The organism is [Clostridium] scindens, assembly GCF_019597925.1.
Lineage (GTDB): Bacteria > Bacillota > Clostridia > Lachnospirales > Lachnospiraceae > Clostridium_AP.
This window is the reverse complement of the sequence record NZ_CP080442.1, coordinates 3,685,909-3,710,640: the sequence shown is the minus strand read 5'-3', so window position 1 is coordinate 3,710,640 and position 24,732 is coordinate 3,685,909. Positions and strand designations below refer to the sequence as shown.

The 24,732-nt window shown below is 49.0% G+C and carries 21 protein-coding genes and 1 other RNA gene; 16 read left to right on the top strand and 6 right to left on the bottom strand.

Annotation, left to right across the window (positions count from 1 at the left end):
* From K0036_RS17835 to K0036_RS17825, 3 genes are all read left to right on the top strand, one after another.
* Positions 1–1,059, top strand: coding sequence for a galactose ABC transporter substrate-binding protein (locus K0036_RS17835; RefSeq protein ID WP_173694389.1), 1,059 nt, complete (start codon positions 1–3; stop codon positions 1,057–1,059).
* Positions 1,060–1,096: 37 nt separating this feature from the next.
* Positions 1,097–2,377 carry an amidohydrolase family protein gene (locus K0036_RS17830; RefSeq protein ID WP_173694390.1) on the top strand — a complete coding sequence of 427 codons (1,281 nt, stop codon included), beginning with the start codon at positions 1,097–1,099 and terminating at the stop codon, positions 2,375–2,377.
* A gap of 276 nt (positions 2,378–2,653) precedes the next feature.
* Positions 2,654–3,106 (top strand): hypothetical protein, encoded by a 453-nt coding sequence (locus K0036_RS17825; protein WP_259283346.1) that lies wholly within the window; start codon positions 2,654–2,656, stop codon positions 3,104–3,106.
* A 52-nt stretch (positions 3,107–3,158) separates the two neighbouring features.
* On the opposite strand, the gene K0036_RS17820 is transcribed toward K0036_RS17825, so the two are convergent.
* Positions 3,159–4,202, bottom strand: a complete 1,044-nt coding sequence (locus K0036_RS17820; protein WP_025641322.1) for a helix-turn-helix domain-containing protein — start codon at positions 4,200–4,202, stop codon at positions 3,159–3,161.
* 211 nt (positions 4,203–4,413) lie between these two features.
* Here K0036_RS17820 and araA point away from each other — a divergent pair, with 211 nt between their 5' ends.
* From araA to K0036_RS17800, 4 genes are read left to right on the top strand one after another with little or no spacing between them, the layout of a single operon-like run.
* Positions 4,414–5,913, top strand: coding sequence for an L-arabinose isomerase (araA, locus tag K0036_RS17815; protein ID WP_220430305.1), 1,500 nt, complete (start codon positions 4,414–4,416; stop codon positions 5,911–5,913).
* A 35-nt stretch (positions 5,914–5,948) separates the two neighbouring features.
* Positions 5,949–7,544 carry a xylulokinase gene (locus tag K0036_RS17810; RefSeq protein ID WP_220430304.1) on the top strand — a complete coding sequence of 532 codons (1,596 nt, stop codon included), beginning with the start codon at positions 5,949–5,951 and terminating at the stop codon, positions 7,542–7,544.
* 21 nt (positions 7,545–7,565) lie between these two features.
* Positions 7,566–8,267 carry an L-ribulose-5-phosphate 4-epimerase gene (locus K0036_RS17805; protein ID WP_220430303.1) on the top strand — a complete coding sequence of 234 codons (702 nt, stop codon included), beginning with the start codon at positions 7,566–7,568 and terminating at the stop codon, positions 8,265–8,267.
* A gap of 28 nt (positions 8,268–8,295) precedes the next feature.
* Positions 8,296–9,780, top strand: coding sequence for an L-fucose/L-arabinose isomerase family protein (locus K0036_RS17800; protein WP_220431342.1), 1,485 nt, complete (start codon positions 8,296–8,298; stop codon positions 9,778–9,780).
* Positions 9,781–9,996: 216 nt separating this feature from the next.
* Here the strand turns inward: K0036_RS17800 and K0036_RS17795 are convergent, their stop codons facing one another.
* A complete protein-coding gene (locus K0036_RS17795) occupies positions 9,997–10,881 on the bottom strand; it encodes a LysR family transcriptional regulator (protein WP_259283345.1) in 885 nt (294 codons plus the stop codon).
* 156 nt (positions 10,882–11,037) lie between these two features.
* Between K0036_RS17795 and K0036_RS17790 the strand changes: the two genes are divergently transcribed.
* Entirely contained in the window at positions 11,038–12,069 is a 1,032-nt protein-coding gene (locus K0036_RS17790) for a YeiH family protein (protein ID WP_004606548.1), read from the top strand.
* Between the two features lie 97 nt (positions 12,070–12,166).
* Here K0036_RS17790 and K0036_RS17785 read toward each other — a convergent pair whose 3' ends face one another.
* The 3 genes from K0036_RS17785 to aroF are packed head-to-tail and all read right to left on the bottom strand — an operon-like array spanning position 12,167 to position 15,014.
* Positions 12,167–12,910 carry an SDR family NAD(P)-dependent oxidoreductase gene (locus K0036_RS17785; protein WP_025641333.1) on the bottom strand — a complete coding sequence of 248 codons (744 nt, stop codon included), beginning with the start codon at positions 12,908–12,910 and terminating at the stop codon, positions 12,167–12,169.
* A gap of 16 nt (positions 12,911–12,926) precedes the next feature.
* Positions 12,927–13,988 carry a 3-dehydroquinate synthase gene (gene aroB / locus K0036_RS17780; protein ID WP_220430301.1) on the bottom strand — a complete coding sequence of 354 codons (1,062 nt, stop codon included), beginning with the start codon at positions 13,986–13,988 and terminating at the stop codon, positions 12,927–12,929.
* 12 nt (positions 13,989–14,000) lie between these two features.
* On the bottom strand, positions 14,001–15,014 hold the full coding sequence (gene aroF, locus K0036_RS17775) for a 3-deoxy-7-phosphoheptulonate synthase (RefSeq protein WP_025641336.1): 1,014 nt from the start codon (positions 15,012–15,014) through the stop codon (positions 14,001–14,003).
* Between the two features lie 246 nt (positions 15,015–15,260).
* Here aroF and K0036_RS17770 point away from each other — a divergent pair, with 246 nt between their 5' ends.
* The 6 genes from K0036_RS17770 (at position 15,261) to tadA (ending at position 21,843) form a co-directional block, all read left to right on the top strand.
* Positions 15,261–15,884: a 4'-phosphopantetheinyl transferase family protein gene (locus K0036_RS17770; RefSeq protein ID WP_025641337.1), complete on the top strand. Its 624-nt coding sequence runs from the start codon at positions 15,261–15,263 to the stop codon at positions 15,882–15,884.
* 19 nt (positions 15,885–15,903) lie between these two features.
* The gene (locus K0036_RS17765; protein ID WP_220430300.1) at positions 15,904–17,649 is read left to right on the top strand and encodes a glycoside hydrolase family 2 protein; all 1,746 of its coding nucleotides are present in this window, start codon (positions 15,904–15,906) and stop codon (positions 17,647–17,649) included.
* A 122-nt stretch (positions 17,650–17,771) separates the two neighbouring features.
* Positions 17,772–18,824: a hypothetical protein gene (locus K0036_RS17760; protein ID WP_220430299.1), complete on the top strand. Its 1,053-nt coding sequence runs from the start codon at positions 17,772–17,774 to the stop codon at positions 18,822–18,824.
* Positions 18,825–18,852: 28 nt separating this feature from the next.
* The gene (locus tag K0036_RS17755) at positions 18,853–20,280 is read left to right on the top strand and encodes a deoxyguanosinetriphosphate triphosphohydrolase (protein ID WP_173694399.1); all 1,428 of its coding nucleotides are present in this window, start codon (positions 18,853–18,855) and stop codon (positions 20,278–20,280) included.
* A gap of 63 nt (positions 20,281–20,343) precedes the next feature.
* Complete coding sequence (locus tag K0036_RS17750; RefSeq protein ID WP_220430298.1) at positions 20,344–21,342, top strand: hypothetical protein; 999 nt, start codon at positions 20,344–20,346, stop codon at positions 21,340–21,342.
* Positions 21,343–21,369: 27 nt separating this feature from the next.
* Entirely contained in the window at positions 21,370–21,843 is a 474-nt protein-coding gene (tadA, locus tag K0036_RS17745) for a tRNA adenosine(34) deaminase TadA (RefSeq protein ID WP_025641347.1), read from the top strand.
* 42 nt (positions 21,844–21,885) lie between these two features.
* Here the strand turns inward: tadA and ffs are convergent.
* Positions 21,886–22,148: signal recognition particle sRNA large type (ffs, locus tag K0036_RS17740), an RNA gene on the bottom strand.
* Between the two features lie 153 nt (positions 22,149–22,301).
* Between ffs and K0036_RS17735 the strand changes: the two genes are divergently transcribed.
* Together K0036_RS17735 and nth are read left to right on the top strand one after the other, a co-directional pair.
* Positions 22,302–24,068 carry a B12-binding domain-containing radical SAM protein gene (locus tag K0036_RS17735; protein WP_220430297.1) on the top strand — a complete coding sequence of 589 codons (1,767 nt, stop codon included), beginning with the start codon at positions 22,302–22,304 and terminating at the stop codon, positions 24,066–24,068.
* On the top strand, positions 24,065–24,691 hold the full coding sequence (gene nth, locus K0036_RS17730) for an endonuclease III (RefSeq protein ID WP_173694402.1): 627 nt from the start codon (positions 24,065–24,067) through the stop codon (positions 24,689–24,691). The genes K0036_RS17735 and nth overlap by 4 nt, the downstream gene beginning before the upstream one ends.
* The last annotated feature ends 41 nt before the right edge of the window (positions 24,692–24,732 follow it).

Below are 24,732 nucleotides of genomic sequence, written 5' to 3'. Positions count from 1 at the left end.
ATGAAGAAGATGAAATCCAGGATAGCCAGCATCTGTCTGGCGCTGTGCCTGGCGGCTTTGATGGCCGGATGCGCAGGAGTTGAAAAGAAGGAAGAAAAGACAGGGATAAAGATTGGAGTGGCCATATACCGAGGGGACGACGCATTCATCTCATCCCTCTGCGCTTCACTGGAGAATGAGGTCAAGGATAAAGAAGAGAAGCTGGGGAAAAAGGTGGTTGTAAATATCGCGGATGCTAAGAACAGCCAAAGCAGCCAGAATGACCAGGTGGATGACTTTATCAGCAAAGGCTATGACGCGATCTGCGTGAATATGGTAGATCGTACGGTAGCGGCAGTGATCGTAGATAAGGCGAAGGAAGCGGGCATTCCCATAATCTTTTTTAACCGCGAGCCGGTGGAAGAGGATATGGCGATCTGGGATCAGACTTATTATGTGGGGACGGATGCCAGGGAAGCGGGAAAGCTGGAGGGGCAGATCGTGGCAGATGCCTGGAAGAGCCAGGAGTCCCGGATAGATAAGAACGGAGATGGCAAGCTTCAGTATGTGATGCTGGAAGGCGAGCAGGTCCATCAGGATTCCCTGATCCGCACAGAGTATTCTGTGAAAACGATCTTGAACGAAGGGATCGTGACGGAGAAGCTTGCCAGCGGAACTGGCAACTGGATGCGGTCTCCCGCGTATGAATTGATGCAGGAATGGATAGGCCAGTATGGAAGTGAGATAGAAGTGGTCTTAAGCAATAACGACGAGATGGCGATGGGAGCCATAGAAGCGCTGGAAGAGAATGGGATGTCCGGCGGAAACGGCCCTATCGTAGTAGGCATAGACGGGACGGAGGATGGCCTGGAAAAGATTATCAAAGGAGAGATGGCGGGGACGGTCATGAATGATGCCAGAGGGCAGGCGGAAAGCATCCTGGGAATTGCATGCGCCTGTGCCGAAGGAGAAGACCCTAAGCAAGAAGTGCCAGAACTTAAGGGGCAATATGTGCGCGTGCCTCACGCCCCAGTTACGGCTGATAATGTACAAGAGTTTATTGATTATAAGAATAAATAGGAGTATGATAGGGGGAATGGAAAGGAGAGCGATAGTTATGAAGACGGCATATATTCATTGTACATTATTGGACGGAAGCGAAGATATGATCCCCCAGGAGAATATGACGGTGGTGGAGGAGGAAGGGAAGATTCTGGAGATTGGAGGAGATATCGTCCCGGAGCCCGGCGATAAGGTCATCGATCTCGGAGGGAGATACTTGATGCCCGGGCTTATCAATCTTCACGTGCACCTTCCGGGCAGCGGAGCGCCAAAGAAAAAGGAGCAGGACAGCAAGGCCGCGGCAAAACTGGTGATGAAGAACGCCCTGACAAAGAAGGTAGGACTGCGCATGTGCGAGAACTATGCGAAGACGGAACTCTTGTCCGGCGTTACTACGATCCGTACGGTTGGGGGGCTAGGCAATTTTGACGCGATCATCCGCGACCGTGTGAATGCAGGGAAGATCATGGGTCCCCGGATGCTGGTATCCAACATGGCAGTGTCTGTTCCTGGAGGACATATGGCCGGCTCCGTTGCCTATGAGGCTGGAAGCGAGGAAGAATGCCGCACGCTGGTTCGCTCTATAATTGCAGAGAAGCCGGACTGGATCAAGATTATGATAACAGGCGGGGTTCTGGATGCAACGAAGAAAGGGGAGCCAGGCGCGCTTAAGATGCCTCCGGCTTATGTCAAGGCATGCTGCGAGGAGGCTCATCAGGCGGGCTTGCGTGTGGCAGCCCACGCAGAAAGCCCGGAAGGGGTAAGGGTAGCCCTGGAGAACGGAGTGGATACCATTGAACATGGAGCGGCAGTGGATGAAGAGATCCTGGCGTTATTCAGGGAGAAGAATGCCTGCCATATCTGTACGATATCCCCGGCGCTTCCCCTTGCGAAATTCAGCCCTGAACTGACACACAGCACGGAAATGATGCGGTATAACGGCAATGTAGTCATGGAAGGGATCATCGGATGCGCCAAGGCAGCGCTTGCAGAAGGGATTCCGGTAGGGCTTGGCACGGATACCGCCTGTCCATTTGTAACCCATTATGATATGTGGAGAGAACTGCATTATTTCCACAAATATGTAGGAGTCAGCAAGACATTCGCCCTGTATACAGCCACCAAGCGCAACGCCGCTATTGCTGGGATTGAGAAGGAGACAGGCAGCATTGAGGCCGGAAAAAGCGCAGACTTTCTTATTACGGAGGAAAGTCCAATTGAGGATCTTGGCGCTCTCAGAAATCCATATATGGTCGTGATGAGAGGAAAGCGAATCGAGAAGCCTGCGGTGAAGAAGTATCCTCTGTGCGAGCAGGAACTGGATAAATGCCTGTAGAAGGCAAGGTTTATTGCGTAACGGATTGCTATATCTGTTACGCAATTTTTAATGCGGCCGGAAGGCTATCCGACTTGCCGGGTCTTGTAATATTTGCGGAAATATGCTAGCATAACATCAAATCAGACATTCTTTTTTATTCTATGGCAGATCGCCGATTAATCCAATGTTATGATTTCAATCCAATGACGTCAGGAGGGATGCGCTTGCGTGTGATTTTTTGACTTTTTATCTGTTAAGAGACTTTTGCTTGTGATAAGATGAAAGGAGAAACCTATGGACAAAAAACAAAACTTAATACCATTGGAAGAACTGAACCTTACCAGCCGCTTCCTGTTCGACGAGGTGCCCCGGGAACTGGCAGAGTTCCTGCATTATCTGGAGGAAACCACGGATGAGAGGGCGGCAAGCACGGACAGCCAGCGGATCAAACGGATCCATAGGCGGGTGCGTAAGGTGAGGCTCAGCGAGGAAGTCGGGGTGAAGTATATGCAGGCTTGGGAAGAGAAATATTATGAAAGGGAAGAAGGAAAGGAAGAAGGAAGAAAAGAAGGACGAGAAGAAGGAGCGCGTAATAAATTAAGGGAACTGGCAATAAAAAAATATCACAAGGGAATGTCTGTGGAGGAGATCGCGGACTGGACGGAGGAAAGTCCGGAATTGATTCGGCAATTGCTGGACGAGAAGCCAGATCCTGCCGGTGGCCAGGAACCCGGGGAAATAAGATAATCAGATGAAAAGAGGGCAGTAGCACGATAGTGCGGCTGCTCTCTTTTTGGTTCTACGCCTGCTTCCGATACCTGGAGGGCGTCATCCCATATTTTTCCTGGAAGATCTTATAAAAATATCCCTTATTATGATAGCCGACATTCTCTGCGATCTCTTCTATGCTTTTTGGCGTAGTAAGAAGGAGCCGTTCCGCACGTTCAAGCCGTATCTGCTGGACATAGGCGGAGTAGGTCAGGCCGGTCTTGCTCTTGATCAGACGGTTAAAGTAATCCTCCTGGAAATGAAAGACATCTACCAGATCCTGGATGATCACGTCTTTATAATTCTGCTGGATATATTCGGAGACTTCTTCGAAGATAATCCAGTTCATGGTCTTCCTCTGCTCTCTGGAAAGGGAGAACTCATATTTGGAACTCATAATCCGGAAGATGCGAAGCAGCAGGCCCTTGCAGATATAGCGGGAGCCAGTGGCGCCGTTTCTTAGTTCGTCAAGCAGCAGACACAGGCAGTCTTCCATCTCCTTAGAAGCGCCAGTCCCTGGCTTGAAGTGAAGATACTGCTGCAAGTCTTTCTGCTTTAATAAAGCAGACTGCAAAAAGGAGATGATCTTCTGGGTCGTAATGTTCTCATCCATGATCTCAGAAAACATATCGTTTGCAATCCCGAGAAAAAGTATGGTGGCAGGCTCCTTAAGCAGATAGTCCTGGTGCAGGCAGTTCTTGTCGATAAGACAGAGTTCTCCTTTGCGAAAAACGATGTCATTGCCCAGGATTCTCTGGCGGAATTCTCCTTCTACCACATAGGCAAGCTCGATGTAGTCGTGGGTATGAAGCTGGGTCATCTCGCCGGATAAGAAGGAACAGTGGTAACAGAAAGGCTCAGGCGACGGATACATCGTAGCGTGTATCAACGGCTCTGGAGTAATGTCCCAGCACAAGGCGAAGAGACGCTCTTCGCGAAGCAGCGGATAGGATTTTACTTCCTGAACCGACTTGGAATATTCCGGGCAGACCAGGCGGGCGCCCAGCCTGTGGTCTGGCGGCAGCGATTTAATCTGCGGCGATGTGATAAGGTGGCACAATTCGGCGAGATTCAATATAGATTCCTCCTTTCTGGCATAGCGTTTCTGGTACTTCAATTGTAATCGCATCAAGGAAGAAATGCAATTGGATTTCGGTCGGATTAGGTAACTTATGGCCGGAAATGGCAGAGTTATGAAATTGAATAGAAAAAGCGTGATTTCTTATAATAGAAGCAAAGTTAAAGTTGCCCGTTTGAAACAGTTTATGAAAGAAGGAGAAGATAAGATGTTAGAGACAAAGAATTATCAGTTTTGGTTCTGTACCGGATCACAGGATTTGTATGGAGATGAGTGCCTGGCTCATGTTGCAGAACATTCACAGAAGATTGTCGAGGAGTTGAACGCGTCCGGCAATCTTCCGTATGAGGTGGTATGGAAGCCGACCTTGATTACTAACGAATTAATCAGAAAGACCTTTAATGAAGCCAACATGGATGAAAACTGCGCAGGCGTGATTACATGGATGCACACATTTTCCCCCGCAAAGTCATGGATTCTGGGATTACAGGAGTACAGAAAGCCTCTTTTGCATCTGCATACCCAGTTTAACCGGGAGATTCCGTATGACACGATCGATATGGACTTTATGAATGAGAATCAGGCCGCTCACGGAGACCGGGAGTACGGTCATATTTTCAGCCGCCTTGGGATGGAAAGAAAGGTGGTAATGGGATATTGGGCAGACGCTGATGTGCAGGAGAAGATTGGCTCCTGGATGAGAACGGCGGTAGGCGTCATAGAAAGCAGCCATATCCGTGTAATGCGGATCGCAGATAACATGAGAAACGTCGCGGTAACAGAAGGCGATAAGGTAGAGGCCCAGATCAAGTTCGGCTGGGAAGTAGACGCTTATCCGGTAAATGAGATCGCCGCGGCAGTGGAAGAAGTATCCAAAGGCGATATCGACGTATTGGTGGAAGAATATTATGACAAGTATGAGATTCTGCTGGAAGGCCGTGATGAGAAGGAATTCCGGGAGCATGTAGCGGTGCAGGCCGGGATCGAGATTGGATTCGAACGGTTCCTTGCTGAAAAGAATTATCAGGCAATCGTAACCCATTTCGGGGATCTGGGCACTTTAAAGCAGCTTCCGGGCCTGGCAATCCAGAGACTCATGGAGAAGGGATACGGATTCGGAGGGGAAGGCGACTGGAAGACCGCAGCCATGGTACGCCTTATGAAGATTATGACAGCTGGAATGAAGGACGCCAAAGGAACATCCTTCATGGAAGATTATACATACAACCTGGTGCCGGGCAAGGAAGGGATTCTTCAGGCCCATATGCTGGAAGTCTGCCCATCCATTGCGGACGGCAAGATCAGCATCAAAGAGCAGCCGCTGTCCATGGGTGACCGGGAAGACCCGGCAAGACTTGTATTTACGGCGAAGGAAGGCCCGGCAATCGCTACCTCTTTGATTGACCTGGGGGACAGGTTCCGCTTGATCATCAATGAAGTAGACTGCAAGAAGACGGAGAAGCCGATGCCGAAACTTCCGGTGGCAACGGCATTTTGGACGCCTAAGCCGAACCTTCAGACAGGGGCTGAGGCCTGGATTCTGGCAGGCGGAGCGCACCACACCGCATTTTCTTATGACCTAAGCGCGCAGCAGATGGGAGACTGGGCGGCAAGCATGGGAATCGAGGCGGTATACATCGATAAGGATACCACCATCCGCCAGTTTAAGAATGAACTGCTGTGGAACAGCGTTGCATATCGGAAATAGATAACAGGCAGAAGCAAGCCGGAAGGAGAATCTGTATGAGTAATGTAAAAGAGATGATTGAAAATGGCAGGGCAGTTCTGGGAATCGAACTTGGCTCTACCCGCATTAAGGCAGTCCTGATCGATGAAGACCATAACCCGATCGCGGTGGGAGACCATGAATGGGAGAACCGCCTGGACGACGGAATCTGGACATACACGCTGGATGATATCTGGGAAGGATTAAAGGACAGTTACCAGAATCTGGCGGCAAATGTAAAGGAAAAATACGGCGTGACACTTAAGAAAGTAGGAGCCATGGGATTTAGCGCGATGATGCATGGCTATATGGCATTTGACAAAGAAGGAAACCTGCTGGTACCGTTCCGTACCTGGAGAAACAGCACCACAGGCCCTGCGGCCGAAGCACTGACGGAACTGTTCCAGTACAATATCCCTCAGAGATGGAGCATCGCCCATCTGTATCAGGCAATTTTAAATGACGAGGAGCATGTCAAGGATGTGGCGTATATCACCACGCTCGCCGGATATATTCATTGGAGGCTGACTGGAGAAAAGGTCATCGGCATTGGAGATGCCTCCGGAATGTTCCCGATTGACGTGAAAGCCAAAGATTATGATGCGTCAATGATGGACAATTTCGATACGCTGGTTTCAGATAAGAACTATCCATGGAAATTAAAAGATATCCTCCCGAAGGTCCTGGCTGCGGGAGAGGCTGCCGGTAATCTGACGGAAGAAGGCGCGCGCCTTCTTGATGACAGCAAAAGCCTCAAGGCCGGAATTCCTGTGGCGCCGCCGGAAGGAGACGCAGGTACGGGTATGGCCGCAACCAACAGCGTGGCCAAGCGTACCGGCAATGTGTCAGCAGGAACATCTGTGTTTGCAATGGTAGTCCTGGAGAAAGAATTGAAGAAAGTACATCCAGAGATTGATCTTGTAACTACCCCTGACGGAAGCCAGGTTGCTATGGCGCATGCCAACAACTGTACGTCAGATCTGAACGCCTGGGTGGGAATCTTCCGGGAATTCGCAGAAAGCTTCGGCATGAAAGTAGACATGAACCAGCTGTTTGGAACTCTGTATAACAAAGCGCTGGAAGGCGATGCCGACTGCGGCGGATTATTGTCTTACGGCTATCTCTCCGGAGAAAATATGACTGGGGTCATGGAAGGAAGACCATTGTTTGTCAGATCTCCAAAGAGCAGCTTCAACCTGGCCAACTTCATGAGGGCGAACCTGTTTACTGCCCTCGGGGCGCTGAAGGTTGGCATGGATATTCTGCTAAAGGAAGAGCACGTGGAGATTGACACGATGCTGGGGCACGGCGGACTGTTCAAGACCAAAGGGGTAGGACAGAAGATATTGGCAGCAGCGATCAACGCACCAGTATCCGTTATGGAGACAGCCGGGGAAGGCGGCCCATGGGGAATGGCACTCCTTGCGTCTTATATGATTCATAAGGAAGAGAAAGAGAGCCTTCAAGATTACCTGTCAGGAAAGGTATTCGCAGGCAGCACGGGCACCAGCATGGATCCGGACGCGAAGGATGTAGAAGGATTCGAGGTCTTTATCGAGAGATACAAAAAAGGAATTGCAATCGAGCAGTCAGCAGTAGATCACCTGATCTAAGAAAAAGGAGTCGGAAGTAAGATGTTAGAAGAATTAAAAAAAGAAGTATACGAAGCCAATATGCTTCTTCCTAAGTATGGTCTGGTCACATTTACCTGGGGCAACGTCAGCGGCATTGACAGAGAGAAAGGCCTGTTCGTCATCAAGCCAAGCGGCGTAGACTATGATAAGCTAAGGCCTGAGGATATGGTAGTAGTAGGCCTTGACGGAAATAAAGTGGAAGGAGATTATAACCCTTCCTCGGATACCGCTACTCACGTAGTGCTCTATAACCGTTTCCCGAATGTGGGAGGAATCGTACATACCCACTCTTCCTGGGCAACCAGCTGGGCGCAGGCAGGAAGGGGGATTCCGTGCTATGGCACGACCCATGCGGACTATCTGTACGGAGAGGTTCCTTGCGTAAGGAATCTCACCAAGGAAGAGATCGATGAGGCGTATGAGAGGAATACAGGCGTGCTGATCGCCGATGAATTCGAACGGCAGGGGCTGGACTCTATTGCCACGCCGGCAGTGCTGTGCAAGAACCATGGACCGTTTACCTGGGGGAAAGATGCCCATGAAGCGGTACATAACGCGGTGGTTCTGGAAGAGGTGGCCAAGATGGCAGCCCGCTGCGAGATGATCAATCCAAAGAATGTCCCCGCGCCGCAGGAACTGCAGGATAAGCACTATTACAGGAAACATGGCGCAAATGCATATTATGGGCAGCCAGGAAAGTAAAAATGAAAATATAAAGGAGAAGAATATGATGATGAACATACCTGAAATCAAAGTAGGAATCGTTGCTGTCAGCAGAGACTGCTTCCCAGAGAGCCTCTCTGTCAATAGAAGGAAGGCGTTGGCAGACGCATACAAGGCAAAATATGGCGAGGCGGATATCTATGAATGCCCGGTCTGCATCGTAGAGAGCGAGATCCATATGGTGCAGGCGCTTCAAGACATCAAGAAGGCCGGATGCAATGCGCTGTGCGTATACCTTGGCAATTTTGGACCGGAGATATCCGAGACTCTGCTCGCAAAACATTTTGACGGGCCAAAGATGTTCATGGCTGCCGCTGAGGAAAGCGGCGACAATCTGCTGGACGGCCGTGGCGACGCATACTGCGGGATGCTCAATGCCAGCTACAACCTGAAACTGCGCAATATTAAGGCCTATATTCCGGAGTATCCGGTTGGGACGGCCGAGGAATGCGCGGATATGATCCACGACTTCCTTCCGATCGCCCGCGCGGTAGAAGGCCTTAATAACTTAAAGATCATCAGCTTCGGCCCAAGGCCGCTAAACTTCCTGGCATGCAACGCGCCGATCAAGCAGCTTTATAACCTGGGCGTAGAGATTGAAGAAAATTCAGAACTGGATCTTTTCGAGGCATTCAATCAGCATGAGGGAGATGAAAGAATTCCTGCTGTCGTAAAGGAAATGGAAGAGGAACTGGGGGCAGGAAATAAGAAGCCTGAGATTCTATCCAAACTTGCACAGTATGAGCTTACATTAAAAGACTGGATCGAGGAGCACAGAGGATACCGGAAATATGTGACTATCGCCGGAAAATGCTGGCCAGCATTCCAGACCCAGTTTGGCTTCGTTCCCTGCTATGTGAACAGCCGCCTGGCAGCACAGGGAATCCCGGTATCCTGCGAGGTTGATATCTACGGCGCGCTGAGCGAGTTCATTGGTACCGTTGTAAGCCAGGACGCGGTGACGCTTCTGGACATCAACAACTCTGTACCTGCTGATATGTATGCTGCCGAAATTGGCGGAACGTTCGACTATACCCACAAGGATACCTTCATGGCCTTCCACTGCGGCAACACCGCATCCGGCAAACTGGCATCCTGCGAGATGAAGTACCAGAAGATTATGGCAAGGACCCTTCCGGAAGAAGTAACGCAGGGGACGCTGGAGGGAGACATCGCTCCTGGAGATATCACATTCTTCCGTCTGCAGAGCACGGCAGACAACGTGCTGCGCGGCTATATCGCCCAGGGAGAGATTCTTCCGGTGGCAACAAGATCTTTTGGATCTATCGGTGTATTTGCCATTCCTGAGATGGGAAGATTCTATCGCCACGTGCTGATCGAAGGCAACTATCCCCACCACGGCGCAGTGGCTTTCGGAAACTATGGGAAGGCATTGTACGAAGTGTACAAGTATATCGGAGTTCCATTAGAAGAGATCGGATACAACCAGCCAAAAGGCGTAAGATACCCTACGGAGAATCCATGGGGCTAGTATAAAAAAACACAGGCAGCAATCCCGTTCTTGAATGAAAGCGGGATTGCTGCCTTTTTAAGCAGTGTTTTTGGCAATTAAAAAGGACTGCAATTTGGGAGGAGTGCAGTCCTGAGGAAAAAGTTATGAAAAAGATTTTTAAGTGTTGTTCTTCTGAACAATTATTAGTATAGGAGGAAAATGTGATAAAACCGTGATGAAAATGAGAACTATTTGTTAACAAATTTGGAATAAATCTTCAAAAAGTTCTTTGAACGAGTCTTCGAACAGATTATCCTTTTTCCAGACGATTGAAATCTCGTGCTGGATGCGGCAGTCAGACAAGTCCAGCTTCTTTATTATTCCTGAACGCAGTTCCTTTTGCACAGCGGTTTCATAAAGGAAGGTAATGCCGCAGCCGGCAATGACCATATCCTTGATAGCGCTCATATTCCCGATGGTGATTACATTGGAGAAATCCTCCAGGCTAATGCCATTTTCTATCAGCATGTGTTCCAGGATCATCCTGGTGCCGGAGCCGGATTCGCGCAGGATCAGGCGCTCGCCAATCAGATCGGACAGCCGGGCAGGCGGTGCGGCAAACGGATATTTTTTCCCACAGATGGGAATAAAGTTATCAATAATATAAGGCTGATGGTTATAAAGGGTCTTGGGGTAATCCCCCTCCAAGATGGCAAAGTCGATTTCCCCGGAATCTAACTTCTGCAGCAGTTCTTTTGTGTTTGCCGCAGTGACGGAGATATCAGCGCCCTTATGTTTGGCGAGAAAGTCTGACAGAGGCCTTGCAATCATAAAATCGCCTACCGTCAGCGTAGCGCCGAACCGCAGCGTCTGTTTCTTATCGTTGATGAAGGACAGCTGCTCCTTCAGGTAGATCTCGTTATTATGGAGGGCTGTAAGGGAACGCTGCAGCAGCCTTCCTGCGTCTGTTAGGATCAGCTTTTTGCCGATGAAGCGAAAAAGCCTGACTCCATAATAGTCCTCCATATACTGGATGTGCTGGGATACGGCAGGCTGGGAGATATTAAGCTTCTCGGCAGCACGGGTATAGTTCATTTCCTTGCATACAGTTAAAAATGTAATGGTACGGTTGTCTAGCATGACGTCTCCTTTCAATAGAATGGTAGAATCCTTTATGTTATATACCATAACATATTCTTATGAATAAATAAATAATAATAATTTTACATGATTATATTCGCATGGTATTATTTTCTAGGAATTTAAACGAGAATATAGATATAGTGGAGGATTAACATGGATTTTATTAAGAAAAACTGGAAGGGCATGCTGGCATGCCTGTGCATTGCTGTGCCCTCCTGGCTGCTGGGCAAGAAGTTCCCGATTATCGGCGGCCCGGTGATCGCGATTATCGCGGGCATGGTAATTACGTTGATGATTAAGGACAAGTCCGCATTGGAGAGCGGCATCAAGTATACTTCTAAGAAGATACTCCAGTACGCCGTAGTCCTGCTGGGATTCGGGCTGAATCTGGAGGTAATCTTTAAGACGGGCAGGCAGTCCCTGCCGATTATTATATCTACAATTACCACTTCCCTGGTAATTGCCTATGTGCTTCACAGAGTGATGCATATTCCGGGTAAAATATCTACCTTGGTGGGAGTTGGGTCTTCTATATGCGGCGGTTCCGCGATTGCGGCTACGGCGCCTGTCATTGACGCGGACGATGAGGAAGTGGCCCAGGCGATTTCGGTTATCTTCTTCTTCAACGTACTTGCGGCAATCTTATTTCCTACACTGGGCGCGTTTCTGGGATTCTCCCAGAATTCCGGCGAGGCCTTTGGAATCTTCGCGGGAACCGCGATTAATGACACTTCGTCCGTTACAGCGGCGGCGTCCACCTGGGACAGCATGTATGCGCTGGGAAATGCCACGCTAGACAAGGCGGTTACCGTAAAGCTTACCAGGACGCTGGCAATTATCCCCATCACTTTAGCGCTTGCGGTATTCCGGACTTACAAAGCGGAAGAAGAGGGTGGCGGACAGGTATCCATCAAGCAGGTATTCCCTTTCTTCATCCTGTTCTTTATCGGCGCATCCATCATCACGACGATTGCAGCGGCTGTAGGCGTGCCTATGGAAGTGTTCGCTCCGCTCAAGGAATTGTCCAAGTTCTTTATTATCATGGCAATGGCAGCCATAGGGCTGCATACGAATATTATCAAGCTGGTTAAGACAGGGGGAAAGCCGATTCTCATGGGGATGGCCTGCTGGATCGGAATTACCTTGGTAAGCCTTGGCATGCAGCATGTGCTGAATATATGGTAGGTTTTCAATAGAAAGACGCCCCATGCTCCGCCTTTTATGGATGGGAGCATGGGGCGTTCTTCTATTAAACTGGCAGTTCATGCCTTCGAATCTAAGACTATACTGTGGTGAACAGGTCGATGGACTGTCCGGTCATTACCGCCGGAGAATCACACAGCAGATATCGGATGGCCTTAGCCACATCCTGGGCGCTTCCCATCTTGATATCATCCTGTCCTACGTTGTGGTTATATACGCGCTGTCCTGGCGTATCTACAATTCCGGGTGAGACAGCATTGACTTTGATGCCATACTCCTGCGTCTGGATGGCGGTCGTCTTGGTCAATGTGATAATGCCGCCTTTCGCCACTGCATATGCTCCCATCTGTGAAGCGATTCTTCCCATTCTGGAAGATACGCTGACGATATCCCCGCCTCCTTGCTTGATCATTACCGGAACCACCTTGTTGATGCAAAGGAACGGAATCCGTAAGTTGGTCTTGATGATCTGATCCCACTGGGCCTCGGTCCATTCCCAGATCTTAATGGCCTGCTTTTTTACCTTGTCATAGATCTCGGATGGATAGCCGCCGGCGTTGTTGACCAGAATATCGATGCGGCCGTATTTTTCGACTACCGTGTCCACCATGGACTGCACCTGCTGTCCGTCCGTTAAGTCCCGGGAGAGTGAGACTGCCTTGCCGCCTTTTTCTTCGATCATTTTTACCGTCTCATCCAGGTCAGCCTGTGTTCTTGCTACAGCGACAACGGTTGCGCCCTCTTCGGCGATTGCCAGCGCTGCCTCGCGCCCAATTCCTTTTCCTGCGCCTGTTACGATTGCGATTTTTCCTTCTAATTTCATGATATATTCCTCCATACTATACGTTTCTTATATTTTTTTTGAAAAAGTCCAGAGTCGTAGGGTGAATATAACTGGAGCCTATTTCACGCAGCAGGACAACATTTAGCAGATTATTGAGATTCTTTTTATCCAGGGCTATGGCGTCTGTCAATTCCTGGAGCGGAAGGCCGCATTCATAAGGCAGCCCGTAACTCTGCAATACATCCAGGATACGCTTGGCAGTACCGGGAGCAGTCAGACATTGTTCCTGAGCAAGCTTGGTAATCTGAAACATGCCGATGGCTACTGCCTCTCCGTGACTTTCCCTCTGGTAGTTGAAATGCTGTTCAATTGTGTGTCCAAGGGTATGCCCAAAATTCAGAAGCATACGCTCTCCGGTGTCATATTGGTCATTCTCTACAACCATCCGTTTGATGTCTACACAGCGCAAGATGATGGCAGGCAGCTCTTCCTTCAATTTTTCGAAAGAACCGTGTGATTCCAAGGTATGGAACAGATCGGCATCTTTAATGCATCCGTACTTGATTACCTCTCCCATGCCATCGTTGATAAATCGTTCATTCAGCGTATCTAACACCATTGGATCGATCAGGACCATTGAAGGCTGATAGAACGCGCCTACCAGGTTCTTGCCCTGTGGCAGGTCTACGGCGACTTTTCCGCCTACGGAAGAGTCTACCTGTGCAAGAAGGGAGGTGGGAATCTGAACCAGCCGTACTCCGCGTAGAAAACTGGAGGCGGCAAATCCGGCCAGGTCTCCGATGACGCCTCCGCCTAATGCGATTACCAGGTCGCTTCTGGTAATCCTCGCGTTCAGCATGGCAGTGTATATGGCAGGCAGGGACTTGAAACTCTTGGTTGCCTCGCCGTGAGGGAGTACCAGCTGATGGCACTCGTACTGTTCGGAAAGAGTTTTCAGGAGCGGACTGCCGTAAAGCGGATATACATGATCATCAGATATAATGATAATCCGCCTGCCGGTAAACACCTCGCTGATATAAGAGGCGGCCTGAGACAATATGTTATTTTCAATGTAGATGGGATAGCTGTCTTTTCCCAGGTTTACCGTAAGTTTCATAGATTTCTCCTATTATATGCTTTTCCCGATTACCTTGGCAATCTGGGAGACTTCCTTGATTAGTTCGTCGTATTTCCGGGGCTTTAATGACTGGGCGCCGTCGCACAGCGCATTTTCCGGGTCATTGTGTACCTCGACCATAAGTCCGTCTGCTCCGGCAGCGATGGAGGCTTTTGCCATAGATTCTACCAGCCACCATTTGCCTCCGGCATGGCTTGGGTCTACAATCACCGGAAGATGGGTCAGCTTGCGCAATACCGGAATGCTCTGCAGATCCAGCGTATTGCGGGTGTAGGTTTCAAAGGTGCGGATTCCCCGCTCGCAGAGGATTACATTCTCATTTCCGGAAGCCATGATATATTCCGCGGACATCATCCACTCTTCGTAAGTGGCGTTGAGGCCTCTCTTTAAGAGAATAGGCCGATCTACCTGCCCCAGCTGCTTGAGAAGATCAAAGTTCTGCATGTTGCGTGCGCCGATCTGGATCAGATCCACTTTTTCGTTGAATACGTCCAGGTGATCCGGAGACATCAGTTCCGTTACGATGGGAAGGCCTACTGCTTTCTTTACCTCGCAGAGGATATTTAAGCCCTCCAGCCCAAGTCCCTGGAAAGAATAGGGACTGGTTCTTGGCTTGAACGCGCCGCCTCTTAAAAGGTTGGCTCCGGAAGCCTTGGCTGCCTTGGCAATCTCAAGCACCTGGTCATAGGACTCTACCGAACATGGTCCGGCAATCAATGCCAGATTTCCTCCGCCCACCTTTACGCCGGAGACGTCAATGGTGGAGTCCTCGGGGTGGAATGCCCGGTTTGCAAGTTTATACGGCTCCTGCACATGCATGACCTTATCTACGGAAGAATCTACTTCAAATAGTTTAGAGTCAATCTTGGTCGTATCCCCGATACATCCAATGATGGTCATTTCCTGGCCTTCTACGATGTGAGTGTCCAGGCCTCTCCTTTTAATCATCTGCTCGACCCGGGTAATATCTTCTTTTGTTGTGCGTGGTTTCAATACAATAATCATCGTTAACATCCTCCATATGCATACCAGTGCCTGATGAATATTCATACTGTAAAATATTCGCACTGTAAAATTTTAGTTGTTTAAAGTGTGAAACTAAGGATATACTAACGCATGTGCATTTAGTTGTCAACCTCTTTTTATAAAAAATTATTTTTATCCGAAAAATAGGTTGGAGCCATACCTTGTAAATTATTCCATACACTCTTATAATAGAAGAAATTCAAACAGCGGGGAATGGTCAGAAATATGGTGAGAGTATATATAGCAAAGATAACGCCATTGTTAATAGAAGAAAACTATCGTGCATACTACCGCAAGATTCCTGCCTGGAGGCAGGAAAAGGCGGATAAGCTGCGGTTTAAGGAAGACAAGGCTAGGAGCGTGGGGGCGTGGATTCTGTGGGAGAAGATTAAGAAGGCAGGCCAAGTGCCGCAAGAGGCCGTATTCAACCTTTCCCATTCCGGGGATTATGTGCTGTGCGCCTATAGTGATGTGGCGAAGGCCCAAGTAGGCTGCGATCTGGAAGAGGTAAAAGAGTTGCGTCTGTCAGTGGCAAGACGGTTCTTTGGCGAAAGGGAATATCGCCATATAGCAGAGACGAAAGATCCGGAATGTAAGACCTGGCTGTTTTACCGCTACTGGGTATTAAAAGAAAGTTTCATGAAAGCCACGAGGAAGGGCATGGCTATGGATATGCGTTCCTATGAGATTGGATGGGATCAGGGTGGAAAGCCTGTGATCGCCAGGAAGCCTGAGGAGTATGCGGATGCATATTACTGCAGGGAATATCGGATGCAGGGGGTCCATGCCGCAATGGCAGTCTGTACCACAGATCCGGACATAGGGGAACTTCAGGCAATAGAATTGTAAGCAAGCGCGAGGTGAATGTATGAGGCAGTTAAAGACAAGGTGGAGTGATAAGATAGACAGGGAGCATGTGCTGGAGGAATATCCAAGGCCGCTTATGAGGCGGAACAGTTACATAAACCTGAATGGAATGTGGGACTATGCCATTACTGGAGAAAATAGAATGCCGGAGAAGTACGACGGGGCCATCTGTGTCCCATTTTCCCCGGAGTCCCAGTTATCCGGGGTAAAAAGGCAGTTAAAGCCCAGGGAATATTTGTGGTACCGCAGAAGGCTTCCCCAGCATATGCGTCCGGAAGAGGGCAGGAGATGGCTTCTTAATTTCGGGGCTGTAGACCAATACGCGGAAGTCTATGTAAATGGGACGCTGGTAAAGAAGCACCTTGGAGGCTATCTGCCATTTACTGCGGATATAACAAAGGCGCTATGCGAGGATGGCAACGAACTGGTGGTGCTGGCAAGGGACTATAGCGATGCCTCCTATTACAGCCGGGGCAAGCAGAAGTTAAAAAGAGGCGGCATGTTCTACACGGCCCAGAGCGGGATATGGCAGACGGTATGGGCGGAACAGGTGCCGGATAACTATATTACAGGCATTTCCAGCACGCCTGTTTATGACAGCGGCTGCCTGCGCATTACCATAGAGGCGCGAAGGAGCGAGCCGGTAGAGGTCACGGTTTCGTCGGGAGAAATGCAGCCGGTGCAGGTAGGAGGAAGATCCGGCCATCCGGTGGATATTCCGCTAAAAGAAATGCACAGCTGGAGCCCGGAGGATCCTTTCCTGTATGATATAGAAGTAACGATGGGGGAAGACCAGATAGAAAGTTATGCAGCCATGCGAAAGATAGAGGTCAAAAAAGACGGCCATGGCATTCCAAGAATCTGTCTGAATAACCGCCCTTATTTCCAAAAAGGGGTGCTGGACCAGGGATACTGGCCGGAAGGCCTGTATACGCCTCCCTGCGACGATGCGATGATATACGATATCCGTACAATGAAGGAACTGGGGTTCAATATGATCCGAAAGCATGTGAAAATAGAGCCTCAGAGATGGTATTATCATTGCGACCGGCTGGGAATGCTGGTATGGCAGGATATGGTCAACGGCGGACGGCCTTATAAGGGCTGGTATGTGACCTATATGGCTACGGCAATGGAGTTCTTCCATATCAGGATGAATGACTCGCTGCTGGGGCTCCTTGGCCGGAAGGATGAACGTGGCAGGCGGCAGTTTGTAGAAGAAATGCGTGGAACGATCAGGCATCTAAAGAGCCATCCTTCCATTGTGACATGGGTGATCTTTAATGAAGGATGGGGGCAGTTCCATGCGAAGACGGTAACCCGGATTGCGAGAGAGATGGACAATACCAGGCTTCTGGATCAGGCCAGCGGCTGGTTCGACCAGGGCGGGGGAGATATCCGCAGCATCCACGATTATTTCTTCCCTCTGAAAGTAAAGCCGGAGAAAAGGGCAACCGCGTTGACTGAGTTCGGGGGTTATTCCCTGGGAGTGCCGGGCCACCGGATGTATCAGAAGGTATACGGCTACCGCCTGTATGTCAAGAAGAAGGAATTAACGCAGGGCTACCGGGAACTGATTGAGAGGGAAGTGATTCCCAACATTCCAAGGGGGCTGTCTGCCACGATATATACCCAGCTGTCGGACGTGGAAGAAGAGATCAACGGAATACTGACCTATGACCGGGAAGTGCTGAAACTGCAAGGAGACGTGGTGCGGGAATTAAACGATAGGTTGACGTGTTTTTAAGTATTTGTTAGAATAATAAAAGGGAAAAACTTAGGTTTATCAAGAAATAAAAGAGTTTACTTTACGAAAGATGAGACCTATTGGGTGAGTATATTAGATTAATTGAATAAGGAGGACAAGTTATGCTGGATTTAACATTTGGGGAGCAGGTCAAAATTATCTTAAGCCGCAAGGGCATGACGATTAAGGAACTGGCAGAAACTATAGAAGCACATACCGGGAAGAAGATGTCCCGCCAGAATCTGACGCAGAGGCTGGGCCGGGATAATTTTCAGGAACAGGATATGCGCATGATTGCCGAGATCCTTGGCTGCCCGTTCCATTTGAATATTCTTGATGACGGCGCTTCAGCAGAAAGATCAAATCATATAGAGCCAGACAGGATCCTGGAAGTATCTGACAAGGCAGATGCTTCTAAAGTCGTGCAAAAAGAAGAGAAACGGGAAATTCCTGTACAGGAGGCGGCTGCTTCGGAAAGCGCGGCTACGGAAAGGGATATTACCATTGGCGAACTGGTGGATATCCATGAAGAACTGGATGCCATGATAGAGCAGGAGACCGGAGAACTGCCGCCTCTGGAGGCTCCGGTGGAAGAACTTCTGGAAGAGATGGCAGCGATTGAAGAAGAGAATAAGGCAGGCAAAAGAGAGACTCAGGAAGAAAGGGAAGAGCGGGAGAAGAAGAGCCATGGCTGGAAATCCTACCTCTTGAGAAGAAAGAAGAAGAACGACGAGGAAGAGAAGCAAGGAAACGGCCTGAGGGAAATCTATCCGGAAGAGGATGAGAATCTGGCAAAAGAGGAGGATGCCAAAGACTCAACCGAAGGAATACTGGAAAATAGCGAAGAAAATGTAAAAGAGGGTGCTTACGAATACCAGGAAGAGTATGCGCAGGAATACGAGGACGAATATGCCACAGCGCCGGAGGAGATAGAAGAGGCCAGGGCACCGGAAGAGGAAGAAGACCGCATCCGGGGAGATGTCAATCCGTATACCGGACGGGAATATGAATCCAACAGCGTGCGCATGCACCCGAACCGTATCGGATACGTCCAGGTATATGACAGGAGCGACCACAAATGGACGGATATGACGGAGTGGGCGTTCCTGGGGTATCAGGAGCGTAAGAAGGCCTTGCTTGGCAAGGATTATGAGCCGCCGATCTATCTGGATTAGCCGGTATAATAGAAAAGAGTGATGACAGGTGAATTGGGAACAGTTATTATCGACAAAGAGAAGCCGGGGAAGTTCCGGCAAGAATAGATATGGAAAGAACACAGACTTGCGGAGCGAATTCGAGAAGGATTACCATCGTATAATAGGCAGCGCCTCATTTCGGAGGCTGCAAGACAAGACGCAGGTCTTTCCGTTGGACAAAAGCGATTTTATCAGGACGCGGCTGACCCACTCGCTGGAGGTATCTTCGTTTGCAAAGTCATTGGGCCAGAATATCGGGGAAAATATATTGGTATATAAGAAAGACCCGAGTTTCACGCCCAGGATGAAGGAAGATATATGCAGCATCCTTCAGTGCGCGGGGCTGATTCATGATATCGGAAATCCGCCGTTCGGACATTTTGGGGAGAGCGCTATTCGAGAATGGTTTGAGAGAAATCTGCCAAGAATGGAGTTCCATGGCGTGACGGTTGACAAGGCGCTGACCCCGCAGATGCGGGAAGACTTCTATCATTTTGAAGGAAATGCCCAGGCGCTTAGGCTGGTGACAAAGCTTCATTTTCTTGTAGATGAAAATGGAATGAATCTGACGTATGCGCTTTTAAACACGATCGTAAAATATCCGGTGCCATCTACCGGTATCAATGAGAAGTCCGGGGACATTAAGGATAAGAAGATGGGATATTATTTTGCCGATGAGGAGATATTTGAAGAGATAGCGGCGGAGACGGGGACGAATGGCAGACGCCATCCACTCACATTTATTCTTGAGGCAGCGGACGATATTGCATATAAGACGGCGGATATCGAGGACGCATTTATCAAAGGATTCATCAGTTACCATAAACTGCTGGAAGAGTTGACCGCGCTGCAGGAAAGATACCCGGATGAGGAGATGGGAAGCTTCCGTCCGGCTGACAAACTGGAGCAGCTATATGCCAGAGGCAGGGAAATGCAGGTACAAAAGCCGGAAGAGTATGCCATCAAGAACTGGATCATCAAAGTTCAGGGCTTCCTGATCAACTGTGCGACTTATGGATTTACCTCTCATTATAATGAAATTATGGAGGGCGGGTATAGGCATGACTTGTTTCAAGGGACGTTTGCGGAAAAGTTAATGGATCTTCTGGGAAGCATGGCCTTTGAGGAAGTGTTCCTGACGGAGACGATCTATCGGATGGAAGTAGCGGAGGCTGCTATGATTGACTTCCTGATGGACAAGTTTATGAAAGCCATCGTCTATTATGATGACGAGACGCGCAAGCTGGACTCTATCGGGGAGCGCATGGTATCTTTCATATCCAGTAATTATAAAAAGGCATATCATTACCATGCCGAAGGAAAGTCCGAGGTAGAAAAACTATATCTGAGACTTCTTCTGGTGACGGATTATATATGCGGCATGACGGACAGTTATGCAAAAAGGCTGTATCAGGAGTTAAAGGCAATTATATAACTATCATATTTTGGAATCCTGGGGAATAGATTGTGATAAATAACCAGGATTGGAAGTGGAAGATTGAAGCGTTTTATTCGTTACTTATACGAATATGAACAGGGAAGGAGACTACGCAACGTAGGATTTGTCAAGGTAGAGCAGGGAGACGAAGATTGCGTGATACATATTCACGGCAAAGGATTGCATATGAAAGGGGAAAAAAGACTGCAATTGTATCTGTTCTACGAAGAAGGAGACGGATGTGTAGGAATTTGGCAGGGTACCGTGGACAATGTGAACCCTGCTATTAATTATCAACTGTACTACACGAAAGAAGATACCGGAGTTCCGGAGAACTTCCGGCGCATCAACGGAGTCATTCTGGAGAATGAATCCGGCCATAAATACGCCGTGGTGTGGGATGACATGCCGGTGAATGTAAATAACATGAAGGTATGGTCCCCTCAAGAGGTCCGGCAGGCCCCGGCAGAGGGGGAAGATGCCGGCAACGAGCAAGAAGAACTTCGCGCTGAGGCAGTGCAGGCAGAAGAAGCGCAGGCAAAGCGAGAAGAAGTACAGGCAGAGCAGGAAGAGGAACTGCGGGCGGAGCAGATAGAGGAAGTACAGGCGGAGGAAACACAGGAAGAAGAGGCCAGCATGGAAGAGCCGCAGGAACAAATAGTCGGGATAGAGCCAGTGCAGGAAGAATTACAGGCAGAAGAGGCAATGCCGCAAGAGGAGATGCCAGCCTCGCGGTTCCAGTGCAAGAAGATCCAGAGAAACGAGCTGGCCGGACTTCCAAGATGCGAGTGGAGGCTTTCCAACAATAATTTCCTGCTTCATGGATACTATAACTATCACCATCTGGCGATGATTGATGACGGAGAGAGACTGAGGCTTGGCGTTCCCGGGATTTATCATCCGCAGGAAGCCAAAGCTGCCGCGGCATTCGGATTCCCGGAATTCATCCGCAGAGATGATCTGGACATCGAGCTTGCGGAGGATGAGGACAATGGGCAGGAGCAATTCGGCTATTGGTGCCGGTATGTGAAAAGGCCAGCGACACCTGGCAGTCGATGATCCTTGTAGAAAGACGGAGAGAAAAGCATGCAGAGTATTGACGAGAAATACATGAAAGAGGCAATCAGGCAGGCTAGAAAGGCTTATGCTATAGGGGAGGTTCCTATAGGCTGCGTAATTGTTTATAAGGATAAGATAATTGGAAGGGGATACAACCGGAGGATGGCCGATAAGAATACGCTGTCTCATGCGGAACTGATCGCCATCAGAAAAGCCAGCAGAAAGATGGATGACTGGCGGCTGGAAGAATGCACGATGTATGTAACGCTGGAACCATGCCAGATGTGCTCCGGCGCGATCGTGCAGTCCAGGATGAGCAGAGTGGTAGTCGGATGCATGAATCCAAAGGCAGGGTGTGCCGGATCTATCCTGAATCTGCTGCAGATGAAGGAATTCAACCATCAGGCAGAATTGACAACCGGCGTGCTGGAAGAAGAATGCAGCCAGATGATGAAGGATTTCTTCAAAGAATTACGAAGCCGCAGAACAAAAAAGGAGTAATCGCAGAGAAAGCGATGACTCCTTTTGTATTTGCCTTATTTTTCGTGCATTGCGCTTCGAACCCAGCCCCATAGACGTTACCTCGACAGTTAGCTCAGCCCAGGCACCCTCACGGCACCCGGAAGGTTCCACTTAGTGCTGCTTCGTTCCCGACCTGACACGGTTCATGGATTTCCGTCGCGTAAGACCCAGGCATCAACGCCACTTTTCAAGGGCAGCTCTACAGAACTGTGCCCTTCGCGCAATATCACCCCTGCTATAGCGGATTGCAGGTACAAGGTACCGCTAACACCCCGGCTGCACGAGTCTTAAGTTTAACCTATTTTGGAAAAATTGTCAATCCCCATGCGATAATGCGTGGAGGGCGTGCTATAATGACTATAAGGTAATGAACAGGATCGAAAGAAAGGTGGAAAAAGTCGACGGGATAGTTCGACGGGATAAATGGAGAATAGAAGATGAAGATATTATTAGCAGCAGTCAATGCCAAGTACATTCACTCGAATCTGGCAATATACAGCCTGAAGGCTTATGCGGAAGCAAAGTCAATGGATTGGCGGGGGAATAAGCCGGAGCAAGGAGGGATCGAGCTGGCGGAATATACGATCAACCAGCAAAGAGATAACATACTGATGGATATCTACAGGCGCAGGCCGGATGTTGCATGCTTTTCCTGCTATATCTGGAATCTGGATTATGTGGAAGAACTGGTAGAGGAACTGGGAAAGATCAGGCCGGATATGCCCATCTGGCTTGGCGGGCCGGAGGTGTCCTACGATTCCGTGGACGTGCTGCGGCGGCTTCATAAGGTAAAGGGAGTCATGAAGGGCGAGGGAGAAGAGACATTTGCCCAACTGTCTAGAATCTGGCAGGATCAGGAAGGCGACAAGGGACTTGAACGGACGGAGGGAATTACCTTCCGGAAAGAAGATGGAAGGATTGTCGAGAATCCATGGCGCCAGGCAATGGATCTTAGCAAGGTTCCCTTTGTCTACCGCCACATGGAAGCATTCGAGCATAAGATCGTCTACTATGAGAGCAGCAGGGGGTGCCCCTTCTCGTGCAGCTACTGCCTGTCTTCCGTGGACAAGCGTCTGCGATTCAGGGACGCCGGGCTGGTAGAGAAGGAACTGCAGTTTTTTATCGATCAGGGAGTGCCTCAGGTAAAGTTTGTGGATCGTACCTTTAACTGCAGGCATGATCACGCCATCCGCATATGGAAATATATTGCACAGCACGATAGGGGGATTACGAATTTCCATTTTGAGATAGCGGCAGATTTGCTGAATGAAGAGGAGTTAGAGATACTGGAACATATGCGGCCGGGGCTGGTGCAGCTGGAAATAGGCGTTCAATCAACCAATCCGGAGACCATACGGGCAATCCGCAGGACGATGGATTTTGGAACTGTAAAATACGTCGTTGAAAGGATTCAGAAGAATGGGAATATCCATCAGCACCTGGACCTGATCGCGGGGCTGCCTTATGAAGACATCCATCGTTTTGCCCGCTCCTTTGATGAGGTGTATGCTCTTAAGCCGGAACAGCTGCAGCTGGGATTCTTAAAGGTGCTGAAGGGCTCTTATATGGAGGAACACAAGGAATCTTACGGTCTGCTGCACAAAAGCAGGCCTCCTTACGAAGTGCTTTGCACCAGATGGCTTTCCTATGAGGACGTGATCCGCCTGAAAGGTATCGAAGAGATGGTGGAGGTCTATTATAACAGCAGGCAGTTTACCCACACCTTGGATGCGCTGGAGGAAGCGTACGATTCCGCGTTTGATTTGTATGATAAGCTGAAGGAATTCTATGAAGAGAAAGGACTGGGAGGCATCCAGCATAAAAGAAGTGCAAGGTATGCTATTTTACTGGAATTTATTGTTAAAAGCCACCCGGATAGGGAAGACTATTATAGAGAACTGCTGACGTACGATTATTATCTGAGGGAAAATGCCAAGACCCGACCGGAATTCGCGGGAGAATATAAAGTGTCCAAGGAAGTATTGAGGCATTTCTATGAGGCAGAAGAAAGAAACCGGCAGTATCTTCCGTCCTACGGGCCGTATGACAGGAATCAGATGCGCAAGATGACCCATATGGAGTACTTTTCCATTATCGGGAAATACATCCTCTTTGACTATAAAGAAAGAAATCCGTTGAATCAGGAAGCAAGAACCTGTATGATAGAACCAGAATTTCTTAGAAGCGGCGAGGAGATAAGATGAAGAAAAGAACACGCCAGATACTGGACATGCTGGATGAACAGTATGGAACGGAATATAGATGCTATCTTAACTACGAGACGCCTTGGCAGCTGCTGATAGCCACTATGCTGAGCGCCCAGTGCACGGACGCGCGGGTGAATATCGTTACCGAAAGTCTTTTTAAGAAGTATCCATCTGCTTTCGCATTTGCCAACGCAGACTTAAAAGAGCTGGAACAGGATATCAAGCCTACCGGATTTTATCATAATAAAGCAAAGAATATCATCTCATGCATGAAAGATATTATGGATAAATATGGCGGCGAAGTTCCAAAGAGCCTAGAGGAACTGACGTCCCTTGCGGGAGTGGGAAGAAAGACGGCCAATGTCATAAGGGGGAACATCTATCATGAGCCCAGCGTAGTGGTGGACACTCACGTAAAAAGGATATCGAACCGGCTGGGCCTTACAAAGAATCAGGATCCGGAGAAGATAGAGCAGGATCTGATGAAGGAACTGCCGAAAGACCATTGGATCCTATATAATATACAGATCATTACGTTTGGACGCACGATATGCACGGCACGCAGTCCAAGATGTGAGGAATGTTTCTTGCAAAAATATTGTAAAGAGTATAAAATGTAGAGAAATATATGAAAAGAAGGTAGTCGGATGAATTTTAACAA

What these genes read in the sequence shown, in the direction of transcription:
- K0036_RS17830 (WP_173694390.1), top strand. Translation starts at nt 1,097, where the DNA reads ATGAAGACGGCATATATTCATTGTACATTATTGGACGGAAGCGAAGAT.
- K0036_RS17770 (WP_025641337.1), top strand. Translation starts at nt 15,261, where the DNA reads ATGGTGAGAGTATATATAGCAAAGATAACGCCATTGTTAATAGAAGAA.
- tadA (WP_025641347.1), top strand. Translation starts at nt 21,370, where the DNA reads ATGCAGAGTATTGACGAGAAATACATGAAAGAGGCAATCAGGCAGGCT.
- K0036_RS17810 (WP_220430304.1), top strand. Translation starts at nt 5,949, where the DNA reads ATGAGTAATGTAAAAGAGATGATTGAAAATGGCAGGGCAGTTCTGGGA.
- K0036_RS17760 (WP_220430299.1), top strand. Translation starts at nt 17,772, where the DNA reads ATGCTGGATTTAACATTTGGGGAGCAGGTCAAAATTATCTTAAGCCGC.
- K0036_RS17795 (WP_259283345.1), bottom strand. Translation starts at nt 10,881, where the DNA reads ATGCTAGACAACCGTACCATTACATTTTTAACTGTATGCAAGGAAATG.
- K0036_RS17735 (WP_220430297.1), top strand. Translation starts at nt 22,302, where the DNA reads ATGAAGATATTATTAGCAGCAGTCAATGCCAAGTACATTCACTCGAAT.
- K0036_RS17765 (WP_220430300.1), top strand. Translation starts at nt 15,904, where the DNA reads ATGAGGCAGTTAAAGACAAGGTGGAGTGATAAGATAGACAGGGAGCAT.
- aroF (WP_025641336.1), bottom strand. Translation starts at nt 15,014, where the DNA reads ATGATTATTGTATTGAAACCACGCACAACAAAAGAAGATATTACCCGG.
- araA (WP_220430305.1), top strand. Translation starts at nt 4,414, where the DNA reads ATGTTAGAGACAAAGAATTATCAGTTTTGGTTCTGTACCGGATCACAG.
- K0036_RS17825 (WP_259283346.1), top strand. Translation starts at nt 2,654, where the DNA reads ATGGACAAAAAACAAAACTTAATACCATTGGAAGAACTGAACCTTACC.
- K0036_RS17785 (WP_025641333.1), bottom strand. Translation starts at nt 12,910, where the DNA reads ATGAAATTAGAAGGAAAAATCGCAATCGTAACAGGCGCAGGAAAAGGA.
- nth (WP_173694402.1), top strand. Translation starts at nt 24,065, where the DNA reads ATGAAGAAAAGAACACGCCAGATACTGGACATGCTGGATGAACAGTAT.
- K0036_RS17835 (WP_173694389.1), top strand. Translation starts at nt 1, where the DNA reads ATGAAGAAGATGAAATCCAGGATAGCCAGCATCTGTCTGGCGCTGTGC.
- K0036_RS17805 (WP_220430303.1), top strand. Translation starts at nt 7,566, where the DNA reads ATGTTAGAAGAATTAAAAAAAGAAGTATACGAAGCCAATATGCTTCTT.
- aroB (WP_220430301.1), bottom strand. Translation starts at nt 13,988, where the DNA reads ATGAAACTTACGGTAAACCTGGGAAAAGACAGCTATCCCATCTACATT.
- K0036_RS17800 (WP_220431342.1), top strand. Translation starts at nt 8,296, where the DNA reads ATGATGAACATACCTGAAATCAAAGTAGGAATCGTTGCTGTCAGCAGA.
- K0036_RS17790 (WP_004606548.1), top strand. Translation starts at nt 11,038, where the DNA reads ATGGATTTTATTAAGAAAAACTGGAAGGGCATGCTGGCATGCCTGTGC.